A 23,049-nucleotide genomic window follows, 5' to 3' on the forward strand; every position below is an offset into this window, starting at 1 on the left:
ATCCAGCACCGCGGTCGGTCAGGCCACAAGGCCTTCACCGAACGGTTCACCAGGCAGCGACCCCCTAGGGATCGTACGACCCGTCAACCGCTCGTTTCCGCACCACCGTTCAGCGAGGCGAACGCACCCGAAGCCTCGCCCTTCCCGACCAGGCACGCGCGGTCGATGACGCCTGCCCCAATCCCCTGACGGCAGCCCACGTCGCTGTCGGCCGCGCAGGTCGAGGAACGCACGCTTCCCCTCACCGACGCCGAGTGCCCGCCCCACCGAGCGGGCCCGGCGTCCCTCACACGACCGCCCCCGACTGACAAGGAACACAACATGGTCGCCCACATCACGCACTGGATCGGCGGACAGCCGTGGAGCGGCGCCGCCGAGCGCGCCGGGGACATCCATGACCCGGCGACCGGCAGGATCACTGGCCGTGTGGACTTCGCGTCGGCCGCCGAGGTCGACCAGTCCGTGGCCGCCGCCGTCGACGCGTTTCAGGACTGGCGCCGGACATCGGTCGCCAAGCGCGTACAAGTTCTATTCGCTTTCCGGGAGTTGCTCAACGCCCGGCGCGGCGAGCTGGCCGCGATCATCGTCGCCGAGCACGGCAAGGTGCATTCCGACGCGCTCGCCGAGGTGGCCCGCGGCATCGAGGTCGTCGAGTACGCCTGCGGCATCCCGCAGCTGCTCCAGGGCGGCTTCACCGAGCAGGCGTCCACCGGCGTCGACGTCCACTCCGTGCGCCAGCCGCTCGGCCCGGTCGTGATCATCTCGCCGTTCAACTTCCCCGTCATGGTGCCGATGTGGTTCTTCCCCCTCGCGATCGCTGCCGGCAACACCGTCGTCCTCAAGCCGTCGGAGAAGGACCCGTCGGCCGCCAACTGGCTGGCCGCCCTGTGGAAGGAGGCCGGACTGCCGGACGGTGTGTTCAACGTCGTACACGGCGACAAGGCGGCCGTCGACCGGCTGCTGGAACACCCCGGCATCAAGTCCGTGTCCTTCGTCGGCTCCACCCCCATTGCCCAGTACGTCTACGAGACAGGTACCCGGCACGGCAAGCGGGTGCAGGCCCTCGGTGGAGCCAAGAACCACATGCTGGTGCTCCCCGACGCGGACCTCGACCTGGCCGCCGACGCCGCCGTCAACGCGGGCTTCGGCGCGGCCGGCGAGCGCTGCATGGCCGTGTCCGTCCTGGTGGCCGTCGACCCGGTCGGCGACGAACTGGTCGCGAAGATCAAGGACCGGATGGCGGGACTGAGGGTCGGCCCCGGCTGCGCGCCCGCCTCCGAGATGGGCCCGCTGGTCACCGGCGCGCATCGGGACCGGGTGACGTCGTACCTGGAAGCGGGCGTGGCCGACGGCGCAGATCTGACGGTCGACGGCCGCGAGCACCCGATCGCAACCGAGGCCCCCGACGGCCGCAACACCGCGGACGGCTTCTGGCTGGGCCCCACGCTCTTCGACCACGTCAAGCCCGGCATGGCCGTCTACGACGACGAGATCTTCGGCCCGGTGCTGTCCGTCGTCCGGGTCGGCTCGTACGACGAGGGCATCGAGCTGATCAACGCCAATCCGTACGGCAACGGCACGGCGCTGTTCACCAACGACGGCGGCGCCGCCCGCCGCTTCCGGTACGAGGTCGAGGTCGGCATGGTCGGCATCAACGTGCCCATCCCGGTGCCGGTCGCCTACTACTCCTTCGGCGGCTGGAAGGCGTCGCTGTTCGGCGACACCCACGCCTACGGCGAGGACGGCGTGAAGTTCTTCACCCGTACCAAGGCTGTCACCCAGCGCTGGCTCGACCCGTCGCACAGGGGAATCAACCTCGGCTTTCCTACGAGCGATTGAGCACTCCCCACCGCGTATCCACTCGTATCCACAGGCATGGCTCAGCAATTCGGACAGGAACCGCAGGGCCGAACGCGAAGAGTGTGAGCACCGTTGGATGGACAAGCATACGTAACGCCGGGCGCACAGGCCCCACAGCAACATGTTCACGACGAGAGAGGAAGACCATGGCCGCTGCGGAAGCGGAACCGGAATCCCAGCGGATAGGCGTACCCGCCGAGTCCACCGCGGGGGAGACCAGGGTGGCGGCGACACCGGCCACAGTGAGCCGACTTGTCGCGCTGGGGTACCACGTGGTCGTCGAACCGGGAGCGGGCGAGTTCGCCCGCTTCTCCGACGCCGCCTATGAGGAGGCGGGAGCCCGGCTCGGCGACCCCTGGGCGGCCGAGATCGTCCTGAAGGTCAACGGCCCGTCGAGCGAGGAGATCGGCCGGCTGCGCGACGGCGCGACTCTGATCGCGCTCATCGGCCCCGCGCTGAACCCGGAACTGGTCGAGGAACTGGCGCGACGGCCGGTCACCGTGCTCGCCATGGACGCCGTCCCGCGCATCTCGCGCGCCCAGGCCCTGGACGTCCTCAGTTCGATGGCGAACATCGCCGGGTACCGGGCCGTGGTCGAGGCCGCCCACGCCTTCGGCCGCTTCTTCACCGGCCAGGTGACCGCCGCCGGCAAGGTGCCGCCCGCCAAGGTCCTGGTGGCCGGTGCCGGCGTGGCGGGGCTCGCGGCTATCGGCGCGGCGCGCAGCCTGGGCGCCGTGGTCCGCGCCACCGACCCCCGGCCGGAGGTCGCCGAGCAGGTGCGCTCCCTGGGCGGGGAGTTCCTCGCGGTGCGGCCCGAACAGGCCGAACAGGAGGCCGGCGGCGACGGTTACGCCAAGGCCACCTCGGACGACTACAACCGGCTCGCCGCGCGGCTCTACGCCGAACAAGCTGCCGACGTAGACATCGTCATCACCACCGCGCTCATCCCCGGCAGACCGGCTCCGAAGCTGTTCACCGCCGAGGACGTTGCGTGTATGAAGCCCGGCAGCGTGATCGTCGACATGGCGGCGGCGCAGGGCGGTAACGTCGAGGGAACGGTCGCCGGAAAGGCGGTCGTCACCGACAACGACGTGACGATCATCGGCTACACCGACCTGCCCGGCAGACTCCCGACCCAGGCGTCACAGCTGTACGGCACCAACCTCGTCAACCTGATGAAGCTGCTCACCCCCGCCAAGGACGGCCGACTCGTCCTCGACTTCGACGACGTGGTGCAGCGGTCGATGACCGTGGTCCGCGGCGGCGAGAAGACCTGGCCGCCGCCGCCCGTGCAGGTGTCCGCCACGCCCGCGGCCACCCCGGCCCAGGGCCCGGAACCCGCCGCGGTCGCCGCCCCGGCGAAGCCCGTACGCTCCGCGCGGTCGGGATACATCCTCGTCGGCGCGGGAGCGCTCGTGCTCTTCCTGGTGACCGCCTTCTCGCCGAGCGAACTCATCGGCCACTTCACGGTCTTCGTCCTGGCGATCGTCATCGGCTTCTACGTCATCGGCCAGGTGCACCACGCGCTGCACACCCCGTTGATGTCGGTCACCAACGCGATCTCCGGGATCGTCGTGGTCGGCGCGCTGCTGCAGATCGGGCACGGGAACACCGCTGTCACCGTGCTGTCGTTCGCCGCGATCCTGCTGGCGAGCATCAACATCTTCGGCGGATTCGCCGTCACCCGCCGCATGCTCGGCATGTTCTCGAAGGGCTGATCACGGATGACCACCACCACGGCTGCAGAGGCCGCCCATGTAGTCGCCGCGCTGCTGTTCATCCTCAGCCTCGCCGGACTCTCGCTACACCGCACCTCCCGCTCGGGAGTCGTCTGGGGCATCGCGGGCATGGTCATCGCGCTGACCGCCACCATCGGCCTCGCCTCCCGGAGCATCACCGCCCTCGGTCTCGTGCTGATCGCCGTCGCCACCGCCGTCGGCGCGGGCATCGGACTGTGGCGTGCCCGGGTGGTCGAGATGACCGGCATGCCGGAGCTGATCGCCATCATGCACAGCCTCGTCGGCCTCGCCGCCGCGTTCGTCGGCTGGAACGGCTACCTCGACGTCGAAGCCGGGGGCCACTCCGGGCAAGAGATCACCGGCTCGCTGCTGGGCATCCACCACGCCGAGGTCGTCATCGGCGTGTTCATCGGTGCCGTCACCTTCACCGGTTCGGTCGTCGCCTACCTGAAGCTGTCGGCGCGGATCGATTCCCGCCCGCTCGTGCTCCCCGGCAAGCACGTCCTCAACCTCGGCGCGCTGGCCGCGTTCGCCGTACTCACCGTCGCATTCGTCGCCCGCCCCCACACGGGACTGCTCATCGCGGTCACCGTGGTGGCGCTCGCCCTCGGCGCGCACCTGGTCGCCTCCATCGGCGGCGGGGACATGCCGGTGGTCGTCTCCATGCTCAACAGCTACTCCGGCTGGGCCGCCGCGGCCTCCGGTTTCCTCCTCGCCAACAACCTGCTCATCGTCACCGGCGCGCTGGTCGGCTCCTCCGGCGCCTACCTCTCATACATCATGTGCAAGGCGATGAACCGTTCCTTCCTCTCGGTGATCGCGGGCGGCTTCGGGGCCCAGGCGGTGGCGAGCGGCGACAGCGACCACGGTGAGCACCGGGAGATCAGCGCCGAGGACACGGCGGAACTGCTGCGCGACGCCTCCTCGGTGATCATCACGCCCGGCTACGGCATGGCGGTCGCCCAGGCCCAATACCCGGTCGCGGAGTTGGCGCGCAAGCTGCGCGAGCGCGGCATCGAGGTGCGCTTCGGCATCCACCCGGTCGCCGGACGGCTGCCCGGTCATATGAACGTGCTGCTCGCCGAGGCCAACGTGCCGTACGACGTCGTCCTGGAGATGGACGAGATCAACGACGACTTCGCCGCCACCTCGGTCGTCCTGGTCATCGGCGCCAACGACACCGTCAACCCGTCCGCCGCCGAGGACCCGGCCAGTCCCATCGCCGGGATGCCGGTGCTGCACGTGTGGGAGGCGGCGCAGATCGTCGTCTTCAAACGCTCCATGGCCGCCGGGTACGCGGGCGTGCAGAACCCGCTCTTCTTCCGGGAGAACAGTCAGATGCTCTTCGGTGACGCCAAGCAGCGAGTGGAGGACATCCTGCGCAGCCTCGACGCCACCGACGCGCCGGCCCCGGTCATGGTCGGTGCGAACCGCTGAGAAACCCCATCCCACCAAGAGGTACACAGTGACCACGCTGACCGTTCTGCACCCCGGCGCGATGGGAGCGGCCGTAGCCGCCGAGGCGTCCCGGTCGGGTCATCAGGTCCTGTGGGTGCCGGCTGACCGCAGCGCCGCGACGCGGGAACGGGCGGGGAAGGCCGGACTGACGGCGAGCCCCTCCCTCGCGGAGGCGCTCGACTCCAGCGAGGTCGTGTTGTCCCTCTGTTCTCCGCGCGCGGCCGAGGACGTCGCCGTGTCGGTCGCCGGGCACGGGTTCACGGGGCTGTACGTCGAGGCCAACGCCGTCAGCCCTCATCGCATGGAACGCATCGCGTACGAGGTTCGGCCCGCTTCCTCGATACTTGACGGTGCCGCCATCGGCCCACCGCCCGGCGACCAGCGCACGTGCGTCTCCATCTGGCGGGGGACGGGCAGTCGGTGGATCTGCTCCGCTCCATCTTCCGGGGCTCCCGCGTCCGGGTGGAAACGGCAGGGGACCAGGTCGGTGCGGCATCGGTGCTGAAGATGTCCTACGCGGGCTTCCAGAAAGCCGCCCGCACGCTCGCCGCCGTGTCACACGCCCTGGCGGTCAGCCACGGAGTCGCCGCTCTCCTCACCGCCGAGGCTCAGCGCATGCCGTCGGACTTCCTCTCCGATCCCGGCGCTCTCCCCGGCGTCGCCGCCCGAGCCTGGCGCTGGGCTCCCGAGATGCACGAGGTCGCCGAGACCCTGCGTGCCTCCGTGCTGCCGCCCCAGATGGCCGAAGCCGCGGCAGCGGTGATGCGCAGGTGGGAGCGGGACAAGGACCAGTACGACCTGCAACTCGCCGAGGTTCTCACACACTTGCGGGACATCTCGCACGCCGAGTGAGCAGGTGCACAACCCCTACAAGAATGCCGCCTACCGCAATGACCCATTGAGGAGAAACCGAGATGCCGGAAGTCCATGTGTTCATGGCCGCGGGCAAGACCGACGAGCAGAAGAAGAACATGATGAGCGACATCACTCACGCTTTGGTGGAGAACCTTGACTGCGCGCCGGATTCCGTCACGGTGCAGATCGTCGAGGCGCAGTGGAGCCACAAGATGAAGGGTGGTCGGACGTTCGAAGAGCGACGTACCGGCAAGCCGCCGTACGAGCATGGCCAGGTACTGCGAGGAGGCCGGCCCGACCTCACCCGACAGGGGCCGGGAACGCAGGCCGACCGCTCCTGACGCAGGGCACAGTGCGGTGGCTGCCCGTGCGGAGCACGGGCAGCCCGTGTGGCCTGCGCGTGGGAAGGACCAGGGGCGTGCGAGCGCCTTTCATACGCGCTGGCGTCCTGCGCGCTGCTCCATGACCCGTTCGAGCAGGTTCAGCGCCTCCACCACTCGGTCGCGGTCGGCGCCGAGACCCTTGAGCAGCGCTGCCTCGACCGCGAGCTGGCGGGGGAACATGGCATCGACCGCGTCGCGCCCTGCCGCCGTCACGGTGACCAGGGCGGCGCGACGGTCCGCAGGGCTCGGGCGGCGTTCGACGAACCCGCGTTTCTCCAGCTTCGCCAGCGTCTTGCTGACGGCTGCTCGGGAGCAGCGCATGTTCTCGGAGAGCCGCCGCGCGATCACCGGGCCCTCGGTGTGCCGGAGCTGCACCAGCACGTCGAGCTCCGGCGCGGTCAGTGGGGCACCCTCATACAGCGCTTCCACGGCGGTGGCGAGCAGCCGTTCGATGCGTTTGATGGGGCCTACGACTTCCATTGCGGAGGTGTCGAGGTCCGGGCGCGCGGCCGCCCACACCGCACGAGGGTCGACGGAAGTCGAGGAGTAGGTCATTGCCGCCACCTATTGTTAACCAGTAGACTAATTGTTACCGTTCTTGTTCATGGTATCCACACAGCGGACTTCTCACTCCGGTTCCTTGCCGGCGAACGTCTCCATCCCGTTGACGGATCCGCCGCGACGGGCCGTCGGCCTCATTGCCCTCCTCGGCGCGCTGACCGCCGTGGCGCCGCTCGCCACGGACATGTACGTGCCCGGCTTCCCGGAGATGGCCCGCACGCTGCACGTGAGCGACTCGGCCGTGCAGCTGTCCATGACCGCGTTCCTGGCCGGTCTCGTCATCGGCCAGTTCCTCGTTGGACCGCTCAGCGACCGCCTCGGACGCCGACGTCTCCTGATCACAGGAACCGTGCTGTTCGCCGTGCTGTCGCTGGCCTGTGCTGCCGCTCCCACCGTCCAGACACTGACCGTCGGCCGGTTCCTGCAGGGCGTCGCGGGAGCCGCCGGGATGGTGCTGGCGCGGGCGGTGCTCACCGACCGGTTCCACGGTCCCGAGCTACCGCACTACTTCTCACTGCTGTCCATGGTGCTGGGTGTGGCGCCGGTCGTGGCCCCGGTGATCGGCGGCGCGATCCTGTCGGTCGGAAACTGGCGGGGCATCTTCGTAGCGCTCGCTCTCTTCGGGGTGCTGCTCTTCCTGGCGGTCCTGCCGGGCGTCCCCGAGTCACTCCCAGCGGAGCGCCGCCACCAGGGAGGCATGGCCGGCGCCTTCCTGGCCATGGGCGGACTGCTCGGCCGTCGCTCCTTCCTCGGCTGCACCCTCACCCTGGCGTTCGCCGCCGCCGCACTCTTCGCCTACATCGCCGGGTCCAGCTTCGTCTTCCAGGACGTGTACGGGGCGTCCGCGACGCTGTACAGCCTGATCTTCGCGACAAACGCGTGCGGCATGCTGCTCGCCGGCGCGGTGTTCGGCAAGCTCTCACGGCGCCTGAGGTCAGGAACGCTGCTCAGCGCATCGGTTGCGGTCGCGTCGGCCGCAGCACTGTTCCAGGTGGTCCTTCTGCTCACGGTCGGCGGCAGCCTGACCGGCACCTGGGTCTGCCTGTTCTTCGTCGCCTTCGGTATCGGCGGCATCTTCCCGGCCAGTATGAGCCTCGGACAGTCTCTCGGACGGGAGACGTCCGGAGCCGCGTCCGCGCTGCTCGGCGGGACCCAGTTCCTCTTCGGCGCCCTCGCCTCACCGCTCGTCGGCGCGTTCGGCACCAGCAGTGCCATGCCCATGGCTGCCACCATGCTGGGCGCTCTTCTGTCGTCCGCTGTCTGTCTGGTCTTCCTCGTACGCCCGCGGCAGGAGCGGGACGCGCCGACCGGACGGCCCAGGTAGCAGCAGTCCAGCCCGCTCGCCGGATCGACGACGGCTGAGCCACCACCTCGGCGGTCGGCCTCTCGCACGCTGCCGCGTGAACGCCGCCCCCATCAGTGAACTGCCGGCGGAGTTCGAACGTGTGCGCCTCACGCGCGGCTGCCGGCGCACCTTCCGCGAGCAGGTGCTCGGGGTGCGCGAGCGTTACGGCTGATCGCCTCACGACCTGCGTCACTGGTCCGCCTCGACCGCGCTGAGCAGCGGTCTGCCACACTTGGACGTGCCTCGGTGGCCGGCACAAGAGCATTCGAGGAAACAGCGAAGACGTACGGGCACCTCACCCTGGACGCCACCGGCCGGGGCCAGAGTGATGAATGTGGCGCTGCCCCCCATCGCCGTGCTGACTGGTGCTGACTGAGGCGGCTTGAGCGGACGTTTCCGCAGGTCGGAGGGTAATTGCAATATGTGCGGACGGTATGCGTCGAGTCGTAGGCCCGAGGATCTCGCAGGAGTCTTTGAGATCGAGAAGTGGGAGCCGGAGGAGGCCTTGGAGCCGGATTACAACGTGGCTCCCACCAAGGAGGTCTACGCGGTTCTCGACCGCCCTTTGAAGGACGCCGACGACAAGAGGCCGGTTCGCCAGCTGCGGAAGCTGAAGTGGGGTCTGGTCCCGTCCTGGTCCAAGAGCCCCGAGGGCGCCGCCCGGATGATCAACGCCCGTGCGGAGACCGTGCACGAGAAGCCGTCGTTCCGCCGTGCCTTCGCCACCCGGCGCTGCATCCTGCCCGCCGACGGCTACTTCGAGTGGGTCACCGGTACGGGCGAGCGGGAGCTGGAGGTCGAGGGGAAGAAGAAGCGGCCGCGCAAGCAGCCGTACTTCGTGCTCCCGGCCGACGGTTCGGTCTTCGCGATGGCCGGGCTGTACGAGTTCTGGCGGGACAGGACGCTGCCGGACGATCATCCGCTGGCCTGGTGGGCGACCTGCTCGGTGATCACGACGGAGGCCGAGACGTCTCCGCTGGCCGTGGCCCCGCAGGACGGTCCGCACGCGTTGGCCGAGATCCACCCCCGGATGCCCCTGATGCTCACGCCCGACCGCTGGGACGGATGGCTCGATCCGGCCCGTACGGACCTGGACGACCTGCGCGGTCTGCTCGCACCGCCGCCCGCCGGGCTGATGCGCGCCTACCCCGTCTCCACGGCCGTCAGCAACGTCCGCAACAGCGGACCGGAGCTGCTGAAGGAGCTGGAGGGGCCCGAGGAGGGCACACTCTTCTGACGTGAGCGACAACAAGGCAGGGGACGAGAGCAGGGCAGTGGGAGAAGAGGTCGACACCGAGGCCGGTACGGCCCGCGTCACCTGGTGCGAGGCCGAGCGGCCGGAAATCGTCCTCGCGGTCGGTCACGGCGCGGGTGGTGGGATCGAGGCGCGTGATCTGCGGGCCCTCGCCGCCGTGCTCCCGGAGCACGGCGTGACCGTCGCCCTGGTGGAGCAGCCGTGGCGGGTGGCCGGAAAGAAGCTCGCGCCCGCACCGAAGACGCTGGATCTGGGCTGGCGGGGGCTGTGGCCCGCGCTGGCGAAGCCGGGGCTGCCGGTCATCGCGGGCGGGCGGAGCGCAGGGGCCCGGGTGGCCTGCCGTACGGCGACTGAGCTGGGCGCGGCGGCCGTACTGGCGCTGAGCTTTCCGCTGCACCCGCCGGGCAAGCCGGAGAAGTCACGGGCCGACGAGCTGCTCGGGGCCGGGGTGCCCACGCTCGTCGTCCAGGGCGGGAACGATCCGTTCGGGAGGCCGCAGGAGTTCCCGGAGGGCTCGTACGGGCTCGTGGAGGTGCCGTACGGCGATCACGGGTTCGCCGTACCGAAGCGGGCGCCCCTCGGGCAGGAGGAGGCGCTGAGGGCGCTCACCGACGGTGTCGTGGAGTGGATTGCGTCACTCGGATGACGGGTCGGGCGGTGGCTGGGAATGCTGAGCGGCGGACCTCTGTTGTGCGGATCAGACAGCGCGAAAGACCGTGCTGACCCGTCGTAGGAGAGGAAGTCCGCCGCATGGGTTCGACCTATTGCCCGAGCCGCAGCAGCCGCGCCGACCTGGACTGGACGGTGCTGCACGCGGCCAAGAGCGGCCCTGTTCGGGCGGCGGCGGGCATGGATCGTCGTCTATCCTCCGATTCTGGTGGTACCGGTTTCGGTATCGCACAGACGCTGGAGGAGGTGGGTCCGGTCACTGGGACCGACGCAGGGACCGAACGGGGCCAGGCGGAGCAGCCCGAGGGCACCGAGACCGCAGCGGAGCGCAGCGCCCGTTTCGAGCGGGACGCTCTGGAATTCCTCGACCAGATGTACTCGGCCGCGCTGCGCATGACGCGCAATCCGGCCGACGCCGAGGACCTGGTGCAGGAGACGTACGCGAAGGCGTACGCGTCCTTCCACCAGTTCCGTGAGGGCACCAACCTGAAGGCCTGGCTGTACCGCATCCTCACGAACACCTTCATCAACTCGTACCGCAAGAAGCAGCGCGAACCCCAGCGCTCCGCGGCCGAGGAGATCGAGGACTGGCAGCTGGCGCGCGCCGAGTCGCACATGTCGACCGGGCTGCGTTCCGCCGAGTCGCAGGCGCTCGATCACCTGCCCGACTCGGACGTGAAGTCCGCGCTGCAGGCGATCCCCGAGGAGTTCCGCATCGCCGTCTATCTCGCCGATGTCGAGGGCTTTGCGTACAAGGAGATCGCCGACATCATGGGGACACCCATCGGTACGGTGATGTCCCGGCTGCACCGGGGCCGCCGTCAACTGCGCGGCATGCTCGAGGACTACGCCCGTGACCGTGGGCTTGTCCCGGCCGGTGCCGGAGAGTCGAACGAAGTGAAAGGCTCGGGCTCATGAGCTGCGGAGAGCCGCATGAGACGGATTGCAGCGAAATCCTCGATCATCTCTACGAGTTCCTCGACCGGGAGATGCCCGACGCCGACTGCACCAAGTTCGAGCACCACTTCGAGGAGTGCTCGCCCTGCCTGGAGAAGTACGGGCTCGAACAGGCCGTCAAGAAGCTGGTCAAGCGGTGCTGCGGGCAGGACGACGTGCCCACCGACCTGCGTGCCAAGGTGATGGGCCGGATCGATCTGATCCGGTCGGGACAGACCGTGCCAGAGCACGATGTGACGGCCTCACCGGCCGCACCGCAGGAGACCTGATCACTGAGCCCGTTCCGGGAGCGGCCGTTCGGCCGTTCATGGAACGGGCTCAGTCGTCGGGTCGTGGTGGGGTGGAACGGGCTCAGACCTCGAGACCGTTCTCGATGCGCTTCAGGCCGTGGCGGGCCAGTGCCAGGTTGCTGCGGCCGCGGTCCAGCGCCAGGTAGAGGAAGAGCGAGCCCTTGCTGCTGGTCAGCGGGCGGATCAGGTGGTACTGCCGGCCCAGCGTGATCAGGATGTCCTCGATCACGTCGTTCATGTCCAGCGAGGCCAGCGTGCGCATCTTGGAGCGCACCACCTCGGTGTTTCCGGCCGCCGCGAGTTCCAGGTCGAGGTGCTGCCCGCCGCCGAGGGTGCCGAGCGACATACCGCTCTCGTAGTCGACCAGCGCGACACCGATCGCACCGTCGAGGGTCATGGCTTCCTTGAGCGCGGTCTCGATGTTCATCTTGCTGCCCCAATTCCTCAGTGCTGCTGACCGGTCACTGTCCGGCCAACTACGATCGAACGCGAGTGACCCTCTGGTCACAAACATCAACTTTTTTGTGTGTTACGGAAGTTGGCGTTCAAAATACTGTGCGGCGCGTGCACGTGGAGGGCGAATGGGGGAAAGGGTGACAGCGCTCCAGGCCTCCCTGAACCGGCTTCTCGACTCTCCCGGCGTCACCGGTGTCGCCCTCGTCGACGCGGTCACGGGTCTCACCTACGCCGCGGCGGGTGACGACACCCAGGCGGGGACGGGGGCGGAGTGCTCCGATCTCGCCACCCTCATCTCCGAGCGGCTCGGCGCGGCGGGGGCCGAGGGGGAGTTGGAAAGCGTGGTCATGACCAGCAGGAGACGCCATCAGGTGCTGCTCCGCGTGGACCGGTCGGCCGGCGACCCGCTGCTGCTGGCGGCCGGTCTCGACCGCGACCGGGCGAACGTGGCCCTGGCGCTGCGCAGCCTCGGCGACCGGGCCCGAGAGGTGCTGGCGTGAAGACTCCCTCGGCGCGCAACGTACCCGCGCTTCTGCAGGCACTGCACCAGGAGGGTCATACCGGCACGGTGCGGGTCTCCGGTGCCCCTGGTGGCACGATTCACCTGCGGAACGGCCTGATCGGCGCGATCGAGACACCGGGTGCGCCGACCGCGACGTCCACGCTCCTCGCCTCGGGCCGGATCGACGACGACGTCTGGCTGGCGGCCTCCGCGGCCGAACCCGATGCCGACCGGCTCGACCTGCACCTGGCGGCAGCCGGTCTGATCGGCGCCGCCGAACTGGAGGTCGTCTGCACGGCGGCCGTGTTCGACGGGGCCTTCGCGATGGCGCTCAGTCCCCCCGGCGGCTGGGAACTGACCGAACGGCAGCCCACCCTCCTCGCCCGGCCGGGCGTCGAGCCGCGGCCGCTGGCCGAGGAGACCACCCGCCGCATGGCGCTGCTGACCCGGCTGTGGGGCCCCGCGGGCGAACTGGCCCGCGCCCGGCCCGAACCGGTCACCGGCCGCGCCACCCCGGAACACGACGGCCGGCTGACCCGACGCCACCGCGACCTCGTCGAGAGCGTCAACGGCCGCCGCACGCCACGTGACATCGCCTTCGCCCGGGGGCGCGGCCTCTACGCGGTGATGCTGGACCTCGTCCGGCTGGAATCTCTCCAGGCCGTCCGATGGGAGACCAGGACCGAGCCCGACAGCCGGCCCAGCACCGCGCCCCGGATCCCACAGGGGCAGCCGCCGTCCGACGAGCCGTCACCGAGAGCCGGTCCCCTGCCCAGACGCAGGCCCGGCGGAGGCTCTCCCAGCGGAGACCTCGGAGCGAAGGACGGGCAGTGAGCCCCGACAAAGACCCGGCCCGCAAGCGCCGCATACGCAGCAAGGCCGCCCGCCTCCGACGGCGTTCGGCCCCGAGAACAGCCGCGGACGACCAGCCGGTCCCACCCCCCGAGATCCCACCGTCCGCCGCGCCCGTCCGCGCGACCGAGATCCCACCGTCCGCCGCGCCCGTCCCCACGGCAGTGGCACCACCGCCGTCCACCGAGCCCGGTGGCACGACGGCCGACCAGCCACCTTCCGTTCCGTCCGGCGTCGCTGCCGCACCACGGCCGTCGCGCGCCGAGCCCGGTGGCGCTGCCGCGGGACCGCCGCCGTTACCCGTCCGGGGCGCCGCACAGGTTCCCGCGAACGCCGGGGACGACACGCCGGACAACCCGGCCGTGCCGCCCTCCTTCCCACCCCTGTCCCTGCTGTCGGCCGAGGAACTGCTCGCCGACCGACCCTCCCTCGAAATGCTGCGGCGTGTCCGCCGCGGGCTGCGGGCTCTTCCCGAGTCCGACCGGCACATCTCCGACTGAGGGGGTGCTGTGAAAGTCCCGCACAGCACCTGCGGCGCCCGGCACGCACCCTCGCCGCACCGGCCAGGGGCCCGAGTAGCCCGGCTACGAGGACCTCGGTCCGGCACACCGAGGCCATCCGCCGGACACCGCGGGCAGCGCACAGGACTTTCACGCCACCCCCTGCCGCTCGGACCGCACACCCCACTGCAGACGTCTGGACCAAGGAGCACGTGCCCATGACCACACACGCATCGACCGAATCGCTGACCGGCATCCTGGCCTCGTTGCGTGACCGGGTCATGGGCGTCTCCGAGAGTGTCCTGTCCACCGTGGACGGGCTTCTCGTCGTCGCCGACGTCGACAAGGTTCACCCCGAGTCCGTCGCCGCGCTCGCCGCCGCCACCCTCGGCGTCAGCCGCCGCATGGCCGACCAGTCCGGCGTCGGCGCGCTCCGCGAGGTCGTCGTCCGGTGCGGTGCCGGGCACGTCATCGTCGTCGCCGTCGGCGAGCGCACCCTCCTGACCGTCATGGGTGACGACGGCCTCGACTTCGCCGCCTTCCAGCGAGAGTCCCCGGCGATTGTGGAGCAGCTCAACAAGGTGCTCGCGGCGGACGTGGCGCACTGAGCCGAGCGCTGTCGACGGTTTCGTGGACCGCCGGTGCGGTGCCGGCCGTCGGATCCCGTCGCCTGCGCGGTTCGTCGTGGGAGGACGGCGTAGCCGCTTTCGGAAGGGCCGTCAGGGGAACGTCATCGGACCGGAGCGCCGCTTCACCGACACGGTGCTTCACTCGAAAGAGCTAATCCGGCCGCGGTGGCTTCATGGATTCACCCGCAGGCGGCCCCTCCCGGTCCTGCTTGCCGTCGCGGTGTGGGCCGCCTCCCGGGCGCATGAGGCACCCGGTGGCCGGGACGCGGTCGCCGGCCCCGACTTCCCGTACGCGCCGCTGGCCGCCGGGCCGCGGCGCTGATGTTCCGCGCGGTACTCACCCTGCTCGACGGCGGCATCCTGGCCCTCAAGGCCGTGGGGGCACCTCCCACGCCCTTGAGGCAGTGGGGGAGGGCGCCGCTGCGGGGAGCCTGGAGGTTTCGGCCCGCTGTCGAGGACGAGCCGCGGACGCTGCCGGGGATCGGGTCGGGGCTGTACGACCGGGGTCGTCATGGCGCTCGCGGTCGGTGTCGGTGTCGGTGTCGGCACTGCCGGTCCTCGCCGTCCCTCTCCTGCCGGCCCCGGCCGTCGTCCCGGCGGTAGCGGCCGCGCTCAGCCCTGAGGTGGGGCGTGAGCCGGTGCTCGGTGAGCCCGAGCCGACCGTCCGCGACCGCGCGGCGCTGACGCACGGCAGCGGCCGGCTGAGCCTCCTCGACCCCGTGCCGGCCGGGCCGCCGCCGGGCTCCGGGCGGCCGCACGGCGCCGGATCGCGCTGCCGTGCGGCGCGGTCGTACGGCGGACCGGGGTGGACGCCGAGGTCGTCGCGGTGGTGGAGCGGCAGGCGGATCCGTACCGTGAGCAGCCGGGCGGCGCGCAGATCGCACGGGCTGTGAACGCATACGAGGGGAAGGTCCGGGAAGCAGGGCCCGGTGGGCCGCTCAGGTTGCTGGAGGAACTGCGGCCGGGGACGGCGCGGGACTGTCGCCCGGAGGTGGTGGAATCGCGCGCGAGGGTACTGTCGAAGGACTGTCTGACCCTGCCCACTGTGGGGTAACCCATGGGTAATGAGCGGCCCTCCGCGCGGTCGTGGTTGGATGCGAGGGAGAGGGTGTACCGGGGGGCGACGGCCAGCCCACTCCGACGGAACTGGCAGGCGGGAACCGTAACTGGCAGGCGGGAATCGTGAGGATCTTCGGCAAGGGACGGCATCGGCCCTCCGCCTCTTGGCGGCAGGCCACCGATCGTGCGTTCACGCTGATCGGCGACGGTCGGTACGAGGACGCGGGCGCGCTGCTGACACGTGCCGCGGACCTGGAGCCGTGGCTGTCCGAGTCCTGGTTCAACCTCGCCCTGCTGCACAAGTTCCGGCACGACTGGGAGCAGGCGCGGGCGGCGGGTCTCAGGGCCGTCGCACTACTGGACCGGGAGACCGGGGCGCCCGACTGGTGGAACGTGGGCATCGCCGCGACCGCCCTGCAGGACTGGCCGCTGGCCCGCCGCGCCTGGCAGGCGTACGGCCTGCGGGTGCCCGGCGGTGCCTCCCGGCCGAGGCCCGGGAGCGGCCCCGGCGACAACGGGGAGCCGGTGGGCATGGACCTCGGCAGCGCGGCCGTACGGCTCTCGCCGGAGGGCGAGGCCGAGGTCGTGTGGGGGCGGCGGCTCGACCCCGCCCGGATCGAGGTCCTCTCCATTCCGCTGCCGTCGTCCGGACGGCGCTGGGGCGAGGTAGTCCTGCACGACGGAGTGCCGCACGGGGAGCGGACCACGGCCGTGGGGCACGCCTATCCGGTGTTCGACGAGATCGAGCTGTGGGCGCCTTCTCCTGTCCCGACGTGGGTGGTGTTGCTGGAGGCCGCGACCGAGGCGGACCGGGACGCGCTGGAGCGGCTCGCGGCGGACGCCGGGTTCGCGGCGGAGGACTGGTCGTCGTCGGTGCGGTTGTTGTGCCGGCTGTGTTCCGAGTCGCGGATGCCGTCCGACGAGGGGGACGGGGAGCATCTCGATCCGCACGATCACAGTGAGCCGGGGCATCCCGGGCCGCTGGGGCATGTGACGGACGGGCAGTTGTGGGCGCCGGAGCGGGAGTGCGGGATCGCCGCGCCGGCTTCGTTGGTCCGGGGGTTGCTGGACGGGTGGGTCGCGGACAGTCCGGATTCCCGTGACTGGCGGGATCTGGAAGAGGTCTGTTAGGCGCTCGTCCGGGTGCGTGCCGCATGTGGCTGGTCGCGCAGCTCCCAGAGCCCCTTACAGAGCGCTACCTGACAGGGCGCCCCTCGACCGGCGCGCTCCCCGTACCCTGTAGCAGCATCACAACCCCCTGTTTTCTAGGAAGGCGTACGTCTGTCATGGCCCAGCAGGACACCGATCAGCAGCACGTGGGCGTGCTCCCCGTCGATGACGAGGGATTCGTCGTCGACACGGAGGACTGCGAGGAGCGCGAGCAGGCGTACCGGGAGCGTGGCACGTCGCTGCCGATCACCGTGGTCGGGAACCCGGTGCTGCACAAGGAGTGCAAGGACGTCACGGAGTTCGGCGACGAGCTGGCGAAGCTGGTGGACGACATGTTCGCCAGCCAGCGCACGGCGGAGGGTGTGGGCCTGGCCGCGAACCAGGTCGGCGTCGATCTGAAGGTGTTCGTGTACGACTGCCCGGACGACGAGGGCAAGCGGCACACCGGTGTGATCTGCAACCCCAAGCTGGTCGAACTGCCCGCCGAGACGCGCCGGTTGGACGACAGCAACGAGGGCTGCCTGTCGGTGCCGACCGCGTACATGCCGCTCGCCCGCCCCGACTACGCCGAGGTCACCGGGCAGGACGAGAAGGGCAACCCGATCAAGGTGCGCGGCACCGGCTACTTCGCGCGCTGCCTGCAGCACGAGACCGACCACCTGTACGGCTACCTGTACATCGACCGGCTCTCCAAGCGCGACCGCAAGGACGCGCTGCGCCAGATGGCGGAGAGCGAGCCCCGGTACCCCGTGGTCGCGAACGACTGAGCCGCGTCGGCCCTGCCCTCAGGCGGCTTCCGGGCCCCGGAAGGTCCGGCGGTAGGCCTGCGGGGTCGTGCCCAGTGACCGTACGAACTGATGGCGCAGGGCGGCAGCGGTGCCGAAGCCGCTGCGCCAGGCGATCGCGTCCACCGTCTCGTCCGTCGCCTCCAGCAACCGCTGGGCCAGCAGCACCCGTTGGCGCAGGATCCAGCGGTACGGCGTGGTCCCGGTCTCCTGCTGGAAGCGGCGGGCGAACGTGCGCGGGGACATGTGCGCCCGGGCGGCGAGCTGCTCGACGGTGACCTCCTCGTCGAGGTGCTGCTCCATCCACACGAGCACCTCGCCGACCGTGTCGCACTGCGAGCGGGGCAGTGGTCGCTCGATGTACTGCGCCTGGCCGCCGTCGCGGTGCGGCGGCACCACCATCCGCCGGGCGATCTTGTTGGCGACCTCCGGTCCCTGCTCCTTGCGGACGATGTGCAGGCAGGCGTCGATGCCGGCGGCCGTGCCCGCCGAGGTGATCACCGGATCCGCGTCCACGTACAGCACGTCCGGTTCGACCATCGCCCGCGGGTACTGCCGGGCCAGCTCCTCGGCGTGCCGCCAGTGCACCGCGCACGACCGGCCGTCCAACAGGCCGGCCGCGCCGAGCACGAACACTCCCGAGCACACGCTCAGCACCCGGGCGCCCCGGTCGGCGGCCCGGCGCAGCGCGTCCAGCAGCTCGGCCGGGTAGATCCGCCGCACATAGCTCTCGCCCGCCGGTACGACGACCAGGTCGGCCTCTTCGAGCCGGTCCAGGCCGTACGGCGTGGAGATCGTGAACCCGGCGTGGGTCCGCAGGGTCGGTCCCTCCGCCGACGCGACCGCGAAGTCGTACACGGGCAGACCCTCATCGCTGCGGTCGAGGCCGAAGACCTCGCAGACGACACCCAGTTCGAAGGGATGCACGCCCTCCATGAGGACGGTGGCCACGTTGTTCAGCATGCTGCCAGTGTGCCTCGGATGTGGCAGTAATTCGAGGGGGTGCGGCAGTCCTGCCACTGTTTGTCAGGAGCGTTCGGCCCGACAGTGGTGTCCATGGATACGACACAGCTGCAAGGACTCATCGGAACTCTGGCCGTACTCGGACTGCTCGCCCTGGTCGCGCTGCCGGCGATCGTCGGCGTCGTGCACGACTGGCGCGTGGACCGTCAGCTCAGGAGGGCGGAGGAGCGGCGGACGTCGCACGGCATCGCCCGTGCGGCCTGATCACACATCTGTGCGACAGCGGTCGACCCCCTCTGTAGCCTCTCCTCGCCCCAAGGGGAGGACCGTGAGACACCAGAACGCGCCCCGCGCACGGCCGGACCCTGGCCGTGCGCGGGCGGGGCGGCGGCTCTGGCGCTGCCGGCGGCGACAGGGGCCCACACGGAGGGCAGGGGAGACGTCCGCGTCACCAGGACGGCCGTCAACGGCGGCAGGAACGTGATCATCGGGACGTCGAAGATCATCAGATCCCCGGTCCCCGGTCCCCGGTCCCCGGTCCCCGGTCCCCGGTCCCCGGTCCCCGGTCGCCGGTCGCCGTCAAGGACAACTCGGGCGCCAGGAAGATCACGGATCTCGGCACGTTCAACAGGTCCAACGGCTATGGCTTCACGACCTGGGACGGCGACTCGTCCTGCGCCAGGAAGAGCTCGACGACATCGGTGTGCACGGGCACCATGACGGTGGATCCCGGCTGGATCGCCGACAGCGACGACATCGATTCCCATCGCGTCGCCGGTGTCTGGCAGGCCAACGCCACCGTCAAGGCGAACGACGGCGACTACTGGATCTCCGACGACATCGCCCGGTTCAAGGTCAAGCGTGTCTCGACCCTCACGACGGTCATCAAGCCCGAGAAGGTCGCCAAGGGCACGAAGATCACCGTCGCCGGCAGTCTGGCCCGGGCGCCGGCTGGGAGACCCTCAGGTACCACGGGTTCACCGGGCAGCCGGTCCAGCTCCAGTTCAAGAAGAACGGCGCCGCCCGCTACACCACCGTCAAGACGGTGAGGACGGGCAGCGCCGGGAAGCTCGGCACCAAGGTCACCGCCACGGCGGCGGGCAGCCGGCGCTGGTACTTCCCCGGCACGACGACGGCCGCGAGGGTCACGTCGGCCGGGGACGCGGTCGCACTCAAGTGACCTCGGCGGCCTGGAAGTGCCTAGAACTCCTCGTCCAGGTCGACGGTGCCCTCCACTGCGACCTGGTACGCGGACGGGCGCCGCTCGAAGAAGTTGGTCAGCTCCTGGACGCCCTGCAGCTCCATGAAGGAGAACGGGTTCTCCGAGCCGTAGACCGGCGCGAACCCCAGGCGCGTCAGGCGCTGGTCGGCGACGCATTCCAGGTACTGCCGCATCGATTCGGTGTTCATGCCCGGAAGGCCTTCACCGCACAGGTCGCGCCCGAACTGCAGCTCGGCCTCGACGGCTTCCTTCAGCATGTCCGTGACCTGCTGCTGGAGCCGGTCGTCGAAGAGCTCCGGCTCCTCCTTGCGGACGGTGTCCACCACCTCGAAGGCGAAGGACATGTGCATCGTCTCGTCGCGGAACACCCAGTTGGTGCCCGTCGCCAGACCGTGCAACAGGCCCCGGCTGCGGAACCAGTAGACGTATGCGAAGGCGCCGTAGAAGAACAGGCCCTCGATGCACGCGGCGAAGCAGATCAGGTTCAGCAGGAAGCGGCGGCGGTCGGCCTTGGTCTCCAGCCGGTCCAGCTTCTCGACCGAGTCCATCCACTTGAAGCAGAACTCGGCCTTCTCCCGGATGGACGGGATGTTCTCGACGGCGTCGAAGGCCGCGGCCCTGTCCGCCGGGTCGGGGAGGTAGGTGTCGAGCAGTGTCAGATAGAACTGGACGTGCACGGCCTCCTCGAACAGTTGCCTGCTCAGGTACAGGCGCGCCTCGGGGGAGTTGATGTGCTTGTACAGCGTCAGCACGAGGTTGTTCGCCACGATGGAGTCGCCCGTCGCGAAGAATGCGACCAGCCGGCCGATCATGTGCTGCTCACCCTCGGACAGCTTCGCCAGGTCGGCGACGTCCGAGTGGAGGTCGACCTCCTCGACGGTCCAGGTGTTCTTGATCGCGTCCCGGTAGCGCTCGTAGAAGTCCGGGTAGCGCATGGGACGGAGAGTCAGCTCGAAGCCGGGGTCGAGGAGATTCTGGTTGCTGGGCATTACTGGCAGGCCTCGCAGGACTCGGGGTTTTCCAGGGAGCAGGCGACGGCATCCGGGTCGGCCGCCTGCTGGAGGGGGATGGTCTTCTCGGGCTGTGCCGGGGCCTGCGCCTGGGCCTGGCCCTGGGCGGCGCGGGCGATGCGGGTCGCCGGGCGGGAGCGCAGGTAGTACGTGGTCTTCAGCCCCGACTTCCAGGCGTACGCGTACATCGAGGAGAGCTTGCCGATGGTCGGCGTCTCCAGGAACAGGTTCAGCGACTGCGACTGGTCCAGATACGGGGTGCGGGCGGCGGCCATGTCGATGATCCCGCGCTGCGGGATCTCCCAGGCCGTGCGGTACAGGGCCCGTACGTCGGCCGGGATCCACGCGAAGTCCTGCACCGAGCCGTTCGAGTCGCGAAGCGCCTCACGGGTGCGGGTGTCCCAGACGCCCAGCTCCTTGAGGTCCTTCACCAGATACGAGTTGACCTGGAGGAACTCGCCGGAAAGCGTCTCGCGCTTGAACAGGTTGGACACCTGCGGCTCGATGCATTCGTACACACCTGCGATCGAGGCGATGGTGGCCGTCGGCGCGATGGCGAGGAGCAGGGAGTTGCGCATGCCCGTCGTCGCGACGCGCTCGCGCAGGGCCGCCCAGCGCTCCGGCCAGGTGGACTCGACGCCGTAGTGGTCCGGGTGCAGCACACCACGGGCCGTGCGGGTCTTGTCCCAGGCCGGCAGTGGGCCGTTGCGCTCGGCGAGGTCGGCGGAGGCCTCGTACGCGGCGAGCATGATGCGCTCGGCGATCCGCGTGGACAGCGCCTTGGCCTCGGGGGAGTCGAAGGGCAGGCGCAGCTGGAAGAAGACGTCCTGCAGGCCCATCGCGCCGAGGCCGACCGGGCGCCACTTGGCGTTGGACCGGCCCGCCTGCTCGGTCGGGTAGAAGTTGATGTCGACCACGCGGTCGAGGAAGGTGACGGCGGTGCGGACGGTCTCGTCCAGCCGCTGCCAGTCCATGTCGCCCGCCGCCCGGTCGACGAACGCGCCCAGGTTCACCGAGCCCAGGTTGCAGACCGCCGTCTCCCCGTCGTCCGTGACCTCCAGGATCTCCGTGCAGAGGTTGGACGAGTGCACGACATGGCCCGGCTCCGCCGTCTGGTTGGCCGTGCGGTTGGCCGCGTCCTTGAAGGTCATCCAGCCGTTGCCGGTCTGCGCGAGGGTGCGCATCATGCGGCCGTACAGATCACGGGCCGGGATGGTCTTCTTCGCCAGGCCGCCCGCCTCCGCCTTGCGGTAGGCGGCCTCGAACTCCTCGCCCCACAGGTCGACCAGCTCGGGCACGTCGGCCGGGGAGAACAGCGACCACGGCTCGTCGGCGTTCACCCGGCGCATGAACTCGTCCGGGATCCAGTGCGCCAGGTTCAGGTTGTGCGTACGCCGGGCGTCCTCACCGGTGTTGTCGCGCAGCTCCAGGAACTCCTCGATGTCGGAGTGCCAGGTCTCCAGGTAGACCGCGGCCGCGCCCTTGCGCCGGCCGCCCTGGTTCACGGCGGCGACCGAGGCGTCCAGCGTCTTCAGGAACGGCACGATGCCGTTGGAGTGTCCGTTGGTGCCCCGGATCAGCGAACCGCGCGAGCGGATACGGGAGTACGACAGGCCGATGCCGCCGGCGTGCTTCGAGAGGCGGGCCACCTGGTGGTAGCGGTCGTAGATGGAGTCCAGCTCGTCCAGCGGGGAGTCGAGGAGGTAGCAGGACGACATCTGGGGGTGGCGTGTACCGGAGTTGAAGAGCGTGGGGGAGGAAGGGAGATAGTCGAGGCGGCTCATGAGGCCGTAGAGCGCGGCGACTTCGTCCACGGCACGGGCGGTGTCGTCCTCGGCCAGACCGCTCGCCACGCGCAGCATGAAGTGCTGGGGTGTCTCGATGACCTTGCGGGTGAGGGGGTGCCGGAGCAGGTAGCGGCTGTGCAGGGTGCGCAGGCCGAAGTAGCCGAAGCGGTCGTCGCCGGCCGGGTCGACCAGGGCGTCCAGACGCTCGGCGTGCACGCGCGTGAACTCCGCGGTGCGGTCGGCGACGAGGCCCTCCCGGTGGCCCACGGCGATGGACCCGGTGAACGTCGTGACGCCCTGCGAGGCGGCCTCGGCGCGGATGCCGATGGCCAGCAGACGGGCGGCCAGCTTCGAGTAGGCGGGGTCCTCGGAGATGAGGCCCGCGGCCGCCTCCGTGGCCAGCTCGCGCAGCTCCGCGTCGTCGGCCCTCGCGGACCGGCCGCGCAACGCGGCGGCGGCGACCCGGCCGGGATCGGCGTCGGGGAGGTCGACGGTCAGCTCGGTCAGGGTCCGCAGCAACGCGGTACCGGGACCGTCGGTCTCCGTCGCCGGGGTGGCTGAAGCCAGGTGGGCTGAAGCCAGGTCGGCTGAAACCGGGTCGGCTGGCGCGATGGTCACGTGGGGGCTCTCCCTCGCTCGGCAAGGGGCCTTGCGGAGGGCAGGCGGCAGCACACGAACGCGCGGGGGCGTCGCGTCCACCGGCCCATTCCACGAGGCCCGGACGTCAGGCACCCGGACCGGA

At 70.1% G+C, this 23,049-nt stretch carries 24 protein-coding genes and 1 pseudogene; 20 read left to right on the plus strand and 5 right to left on the minus strand.

Features of this window, described 5'->3' with window-relative positions:
• Positions 1–321: 321 nt before the first annotated feature.
• The 6 genes from OG858_RS30605 to OG858_RS30630 all read left to right on the plus strand — a co-directional run bounded on the left by OG858_RS30605 (position 322) and on the right by OG858_RS30630 (position 6,253).
• Positions 322–1,839 carry a CoA-acylating methylmalonate-semialdehyde dehydrogenase gene (locus OG858_RS30605; protein ID WP_328544239.1) on the plus strand — a complete coding sequence of 506 codons (1,518 nt, stop codon included), beginning with the start codon at positions 322–324 and terminating at the stop codon, positions 1,837–1,839.
• A gap of 167 nt (positions 1,840–2,006) precedes the next feature.
• Positions 2,007–3,578, plus strand: a complete 1,572-nt coding sequence (locus OG858_RS30610; protein WP_319066551.1) for a Re/Si-specific NAD(P)(+) transhydrogenase subunit alpha — start codon at positions 2,007–2,009, stop codon at positions 3,576–3,578.
• Positions 3,579–3,584: 6 nt separating this feature from the next.
• Positions 3,585–5,036: a Re/Si-specific NAD(P)(+) transhydrogenase subunit beta gene (gene pntB / locus OG858_RS30615; RefSeq protein WP_086749451.1), complete on the plus strand. Its 1,452-nt coding sequence runs from the start codon at positions 3,585–3,587 to the stop codon at positions 5,034–5,036.
• Positions 5,037–5,064: 28 nt separating this feature from the next.
• Positions 5,065–5,562, plus strand: a complete 498-nt coding sequence (locus tag OG858_RS30620) for an NAD(P)-binding domain-containing protein (RefSeq protein ID WP_256960561.1) — start codon at positions 5,065–5,067, stop codon at positions 5,560–5,562.
• A 2-nt stretch (positions 5,563–5,564) separates the two neighbouring features.
• Entirely contained in the window at positions 5,565–5,909 is a 345-nt protein-coding gene (locus OG858_RS30625; RefSeq protein ID WP_256960562.1) for a DUF1932 domain-containing protein, read from the plus strand.
• A 62-nt stretch (positions 5,910–5,971) separates the two neighbouring features.
• Positions 5,972–6,253, plus strand: a complete 282-nt coding sequence (locus OG858_RS30630; protein ID WP_086749450.1) for a tautomerase family protein — start codon at positions 5,972–5,974, stop codon at positions 6,251–6,253.
• Positions 6,254–6,343: 90 nt separating this feature from the next.
• On the opposite strand, the gene OG858_RS30635 is transcribed toward OG858_RS30630, so the two are convergent.
• Positions 6,344–6,850, minus strand: coding sequence for a MarR family winged helix-turn-helix transcriptional regulator (locus tag OG858_RS30635; RefSeq protein WP_086749449.1), 507 nt, complete (start codon positions 6,848–6,850; stop codon positions 6,344–6,346).
• 85 nt (positions 6,851–6,935) lie between these two features.
• On the opposite strand from OG858_RS30635, the gene OG858_RS30640 reads away from it, so the two are divergent.
• From OG858_RS30640 to rsrA, 5 genes are all read left to right on the plus strand, one after another.
• The gene (locus OG858_RS30640) at positions 6,936–8,180 is read left to right on the plus strand and encodes a multidrug effflux MFS transporter (RefSeq protein ID WP_319317015.1); all 1,245 of its coding nucleotides are present in this window, start codon (positions 6,936–6,938) and stop codon (positions 8,178–8,180) included.
• A 442-nt stretch (positions 8,181–8,622) separates the two neighbouring features.
• Entirely contained in the window at positions 8,623–9,438 is an 816-nt protein-coding gene (locus OG858_RS30645; RefSeq protein WP_086749447.1) for an SOS response-associated peptidase, read from the plus strand.
• A 37-nt stretch (positions 9,439–9,475) separates the two neighbouring features.
• Positions 9,476–10,102, plus strand: coding sequence for an alpha/beta hydrolase family protein (locus tag OG858_RS30650; RefSeq protein WP_319263022.1), 627 nt, complete (start codon positions 9,476–9,478; stop codon positions 10,100–10,102).
• Between the two features lie 269 nt (positions 10,103–10,371).
• Positions 10,372–11,043, plus strand: a complete 672-nt coding sequence (sigR, locus tag OG858_RS30655) for an RNA polymerase sigma factor SigR (protein ID WP_046703918.1) — start codon at positions 10,372–10,374, stop codon at positions 11,041–11,043.
• Positions 11,040–11,351 (plus strand): mycothiol system anti-sigma-R factor, encoded by a 312-nt coding sequence (gene rsrA, locus OG858_RS30660; protein WP_086749445.1) that lies wholly within the window; start codon positions 11,040–11,042, stop codon positions 11,349–11,351. The genes sigR and rsrA overlap by 4 nt, the downstream gene beginning before the upstream one ends.
• 82 nt (positions 11,352–11,433) lie before the next feature.
• Here the strand turns inward: rsrA and OG858_RS30665 are convergent, their stop codons facing one another.
• The gene (locus tag OG858_RS30665) at positions 11,434–11,799 is read right to left on the minus strand and encodes a hypothetical protein (protein WP_037695087.1); all 366 of its coding nucleotides are present in this window, start codon (positions 11,797–11,799) and stop codon (positions 11,434–11,436) included.
• Between the two features lie 187 nt (positions 11,800–11,986).
• Between OG858_RS30665 and OG858_RS30670 the strand changes: the two genes are divergently transcribed.
• The 7 genes from OG858_RS30670 (at position 11,987) to def (ending at position 17,307) form a co-directional block, all read left to right on the plus strand.
• On the plus strand, positions 11,987–12,328 hold the full coding sequence (locus tag OG858_RS30670; RefSeq protein WP_086749453.1) for a hypothetical protein: 342 nt from the start codon (positions 11,987–11,989) through the stop codon (positions 12,326–12,328).
• Entirely contained in the window at positions 12,325–13,164 is an 840-nt protein-coding gene (locus OG858_RS30675; RefSeq protein ID WP_086749444.1) for a DUF4388 domain-containing protein, read from the plus strand. The genes OG858_RS30670 and OG858_RS30675 overlap by 4 nt, the downstream gene beginning before the upstream one ends.
• Positions 13,161–13,682, plus strand: a complete 522-nt coding sequence (locus OG858_RS30680) for a hypothetical protein (RefSeq protein ID WP_328544238.1) — start codon at positions 13,161–13,163, stop codon at positions 13,680–13,682. The genes OG858_RS30675 and OG858_RS30680 overlap by 4 nt, the downstream gene beginning before the upstream one ends.
• Before the next feature lie 218 nt (positions 13,683–13,900).
• Positions 13,901–14,290, plus strand: a complete 390-nt coding sequence (locus OG858_RS30685; protein WP_086749443.1) for a roadblock/LC7 domain-containing protein — start codon at positions 13,901–13,903, stop codon at positions 14,288–14,290.
• 560 nt (positions 14,291–14,850) lie between these two features.
• Entirely contained in the window at positions 14,851–15,204 is a 354-nt protein-coding gene (locus tag OG858_RS30695) for a hypothetical protein (protein ID WP_143677260.1), read from the plus strand.
• A gap of 289 nt (positions 15,205–15,493) precedes the next feature.
• Entirely contained in the window at positions 15,494–16,501 is a 1,008-nt protein-coding gene (locus tag OG858_RS30700; RefSeq protein ID WP_046707265.1) for a tetratricopeptide repeat protein, read from the plus strand.
• A 155-nt stretch (positions 16,502–16,656) separates the two neighbouring features.
• On the plus strand, positions 16,657–17,307 hold the full coding sequence (gene def / locus OG858_RS30705) for a peptide deformylase (protein WP_037695097.1): 651 nt from the start codon (positions 16,657–16,659) through the stop codon (positions 17,305–17,307).
• Positions 17,308–17,325: 18 nt separating this feature from the next.
• Here the strand turns inward: def and OG858_RS30710 are convergent, their stop codons facing one another.
• Complete coding sequence (locus tag OG858_RS30710; RefSeq protein ID WP_086749441.1) at positions 17,326–18,288, minus strand: GlxA family transcriptional regulator; 963 nt, start codon at positions 18,286–18,288, stop codon at positions 17,326–17,328.
• A 93-nt stretch (positions 18,289–18,381) separates the two neighbouring features.
• Here OG858_RS30710 and OG858_RS30715 point away from each other — a divergent pair, with 93 nt between their 5' ends.
• Together OG858_RS30715 and OG858_RS48250 are read left to right on the plus strand one after the other, a co-directional pair.
• Positions 18,382–18,552, plus strand: a complete 171-nt coding sequence (locus OG858_RS30715; protein ID WP_162948290.1) for a hypothetical protein — start codon at positions 18,382–18,384, stop codon at positions 18,550–18,552.
• Positions 18,553–18,681: 129 nt separating this feature from the next.
• Positions 18,682–19,468: pseudogene (locus OG858_RS48250) on the plus strand (hypothetical protein).
• 20 nt (positions 19,469–19,488) lie between these two features.
• Here the strand turns inward: OG858_RS48250 and OG858_RS30730 are convergent.
• Both OG858_RS30730 and OG858_RS30735 read right to left on the minus strand, forming a co-directional pair.
• Positions 19,489–20,499, minus strand: coding sequence for a ribonucleotide-diphosphate reductase subunit beta (locus OG858_RS30730; RefSeq protein ID WP_086749440.1), 1,011 nt, complete (start codon positions 20,497–20,499; stop codon positions 19,489–19,491).
• A complete protein-coding gene (locus tag OG858_RS30735) occupies positions 20,499–22,925 on the minus strand; it encodes a ribonucleoside-diphosphate reductase subunit alpha (RefSeq protein WP_179201102.1) in 2,427 nt (808 codons plus the stop codon). Before OG858_RS30735 ends, OG858_RS30730 begins: the two co-directional genes overlap by 1 nt.
• Between the last annotated feature and the right edge of the window lie 124 nt (positions 22,926–23,049).

It is taken from the genome of Streptomyces europaeiscabiei, from assembly GCF_036346855.1.
Lineage (GTDB): Bacteria > Actinomycetota > Actinomycetes > Streptomycetales > Streptomycetaceae > Streptomyces > Streptomyces europaeiscabiei.

Coding starts and splice junctions, on each gene's coding strand:
- OG858_RS30605 (WP_328544239.1), top strand. CDS start 322: ATGGTCGCCCACATCACGCACTGGATCGGCGGACAGCCGTGGAGCGGC.
- OG858_RS30610 (WP_319066551.1), top strand. CDS start 2,007: ATGGCCGCTGCGGAAGCGGAACCGGAATCCCAGCGGATAGGCGTACCC.
- pntB (WP_086749451.1), top strand. CDS start 3,585: ATGACCACCACCACGGCTGCAGAGGCCGCCCATGTAGTCGCCGCGCTG.
- OG858_RS30625 (WP_256960562.1), top strand. CDS start 5,565: ATGTCCTACGCGGGCTTCCAGAAAGCCGCCCGCACGCTCGCCGCCGTG.
- OG858_RS30630 (WP_086749450.1), top strand. CDS start 5,972: ATGCCGGAAGTCCATGTGTTCATGGCCGCGGGCAAGACCGACGAGCAG.
- OG858_RS30635 (WP_086749449.1), bottom strand. CDS start 6,850: ATGACCTACTCCTCGACTTCCGTCGACCCTCGTGCGGTGTGGGCGGCC.
- OG858_RS30645 (WP_086749447.1), top strand. CDS start 8,623: ATGTGCGGACGGTATGCGTCGAGTCGTAGGCCCGAGGATCTCGCAGGA.
- rsrA (WP_086749445.1), top strand. CDS start 11,040: ATGAGCTGCGGAGAGCCGCATGAGACGGATTGCAGCGAAATCCTCGAT.
- OG858_RS30665 (WP_037695087.1), bottom strand. CDS start 11,799: ATGAACATCGAGACCGCGCTCAAGGAAGCCATGACCCTCGACGGTGCG.
- OG858_RS30685 (WP_086749443.1), top strand. CDS start 13,901: ATGACCACACACGCATCGACCGAATCGCTGACCGGCATCCTGGCCTCG.
- def (WP_037695097.1), top strand. CDS start 16,657: ATGGCCCAGCAGGACACCGATCAGCAGCACGTGGGCGTGCTCCCCGTC.
- OG858_RS30710 (WP_086749441.1), bottom strand. CDS start 18,288: ATGCTGAACAACGTGGCCACCGTCCTCATGGAGGGCGTGCATCCCTTC.
- OG858_RS30715 (WP_162948290.1), top strand. CDS start 18,382: ATGGATACGACACAGCTGCAAGGACTCATCGGAACTCTGGCCGTACTC.
- OG858_RS30730 (WP_086749440.1), bottom strand. CDS start 20,499: ATGCCCAGCAACCAGAATCTCCTCGACCCCGGCTTCGAGCTGACTCTC.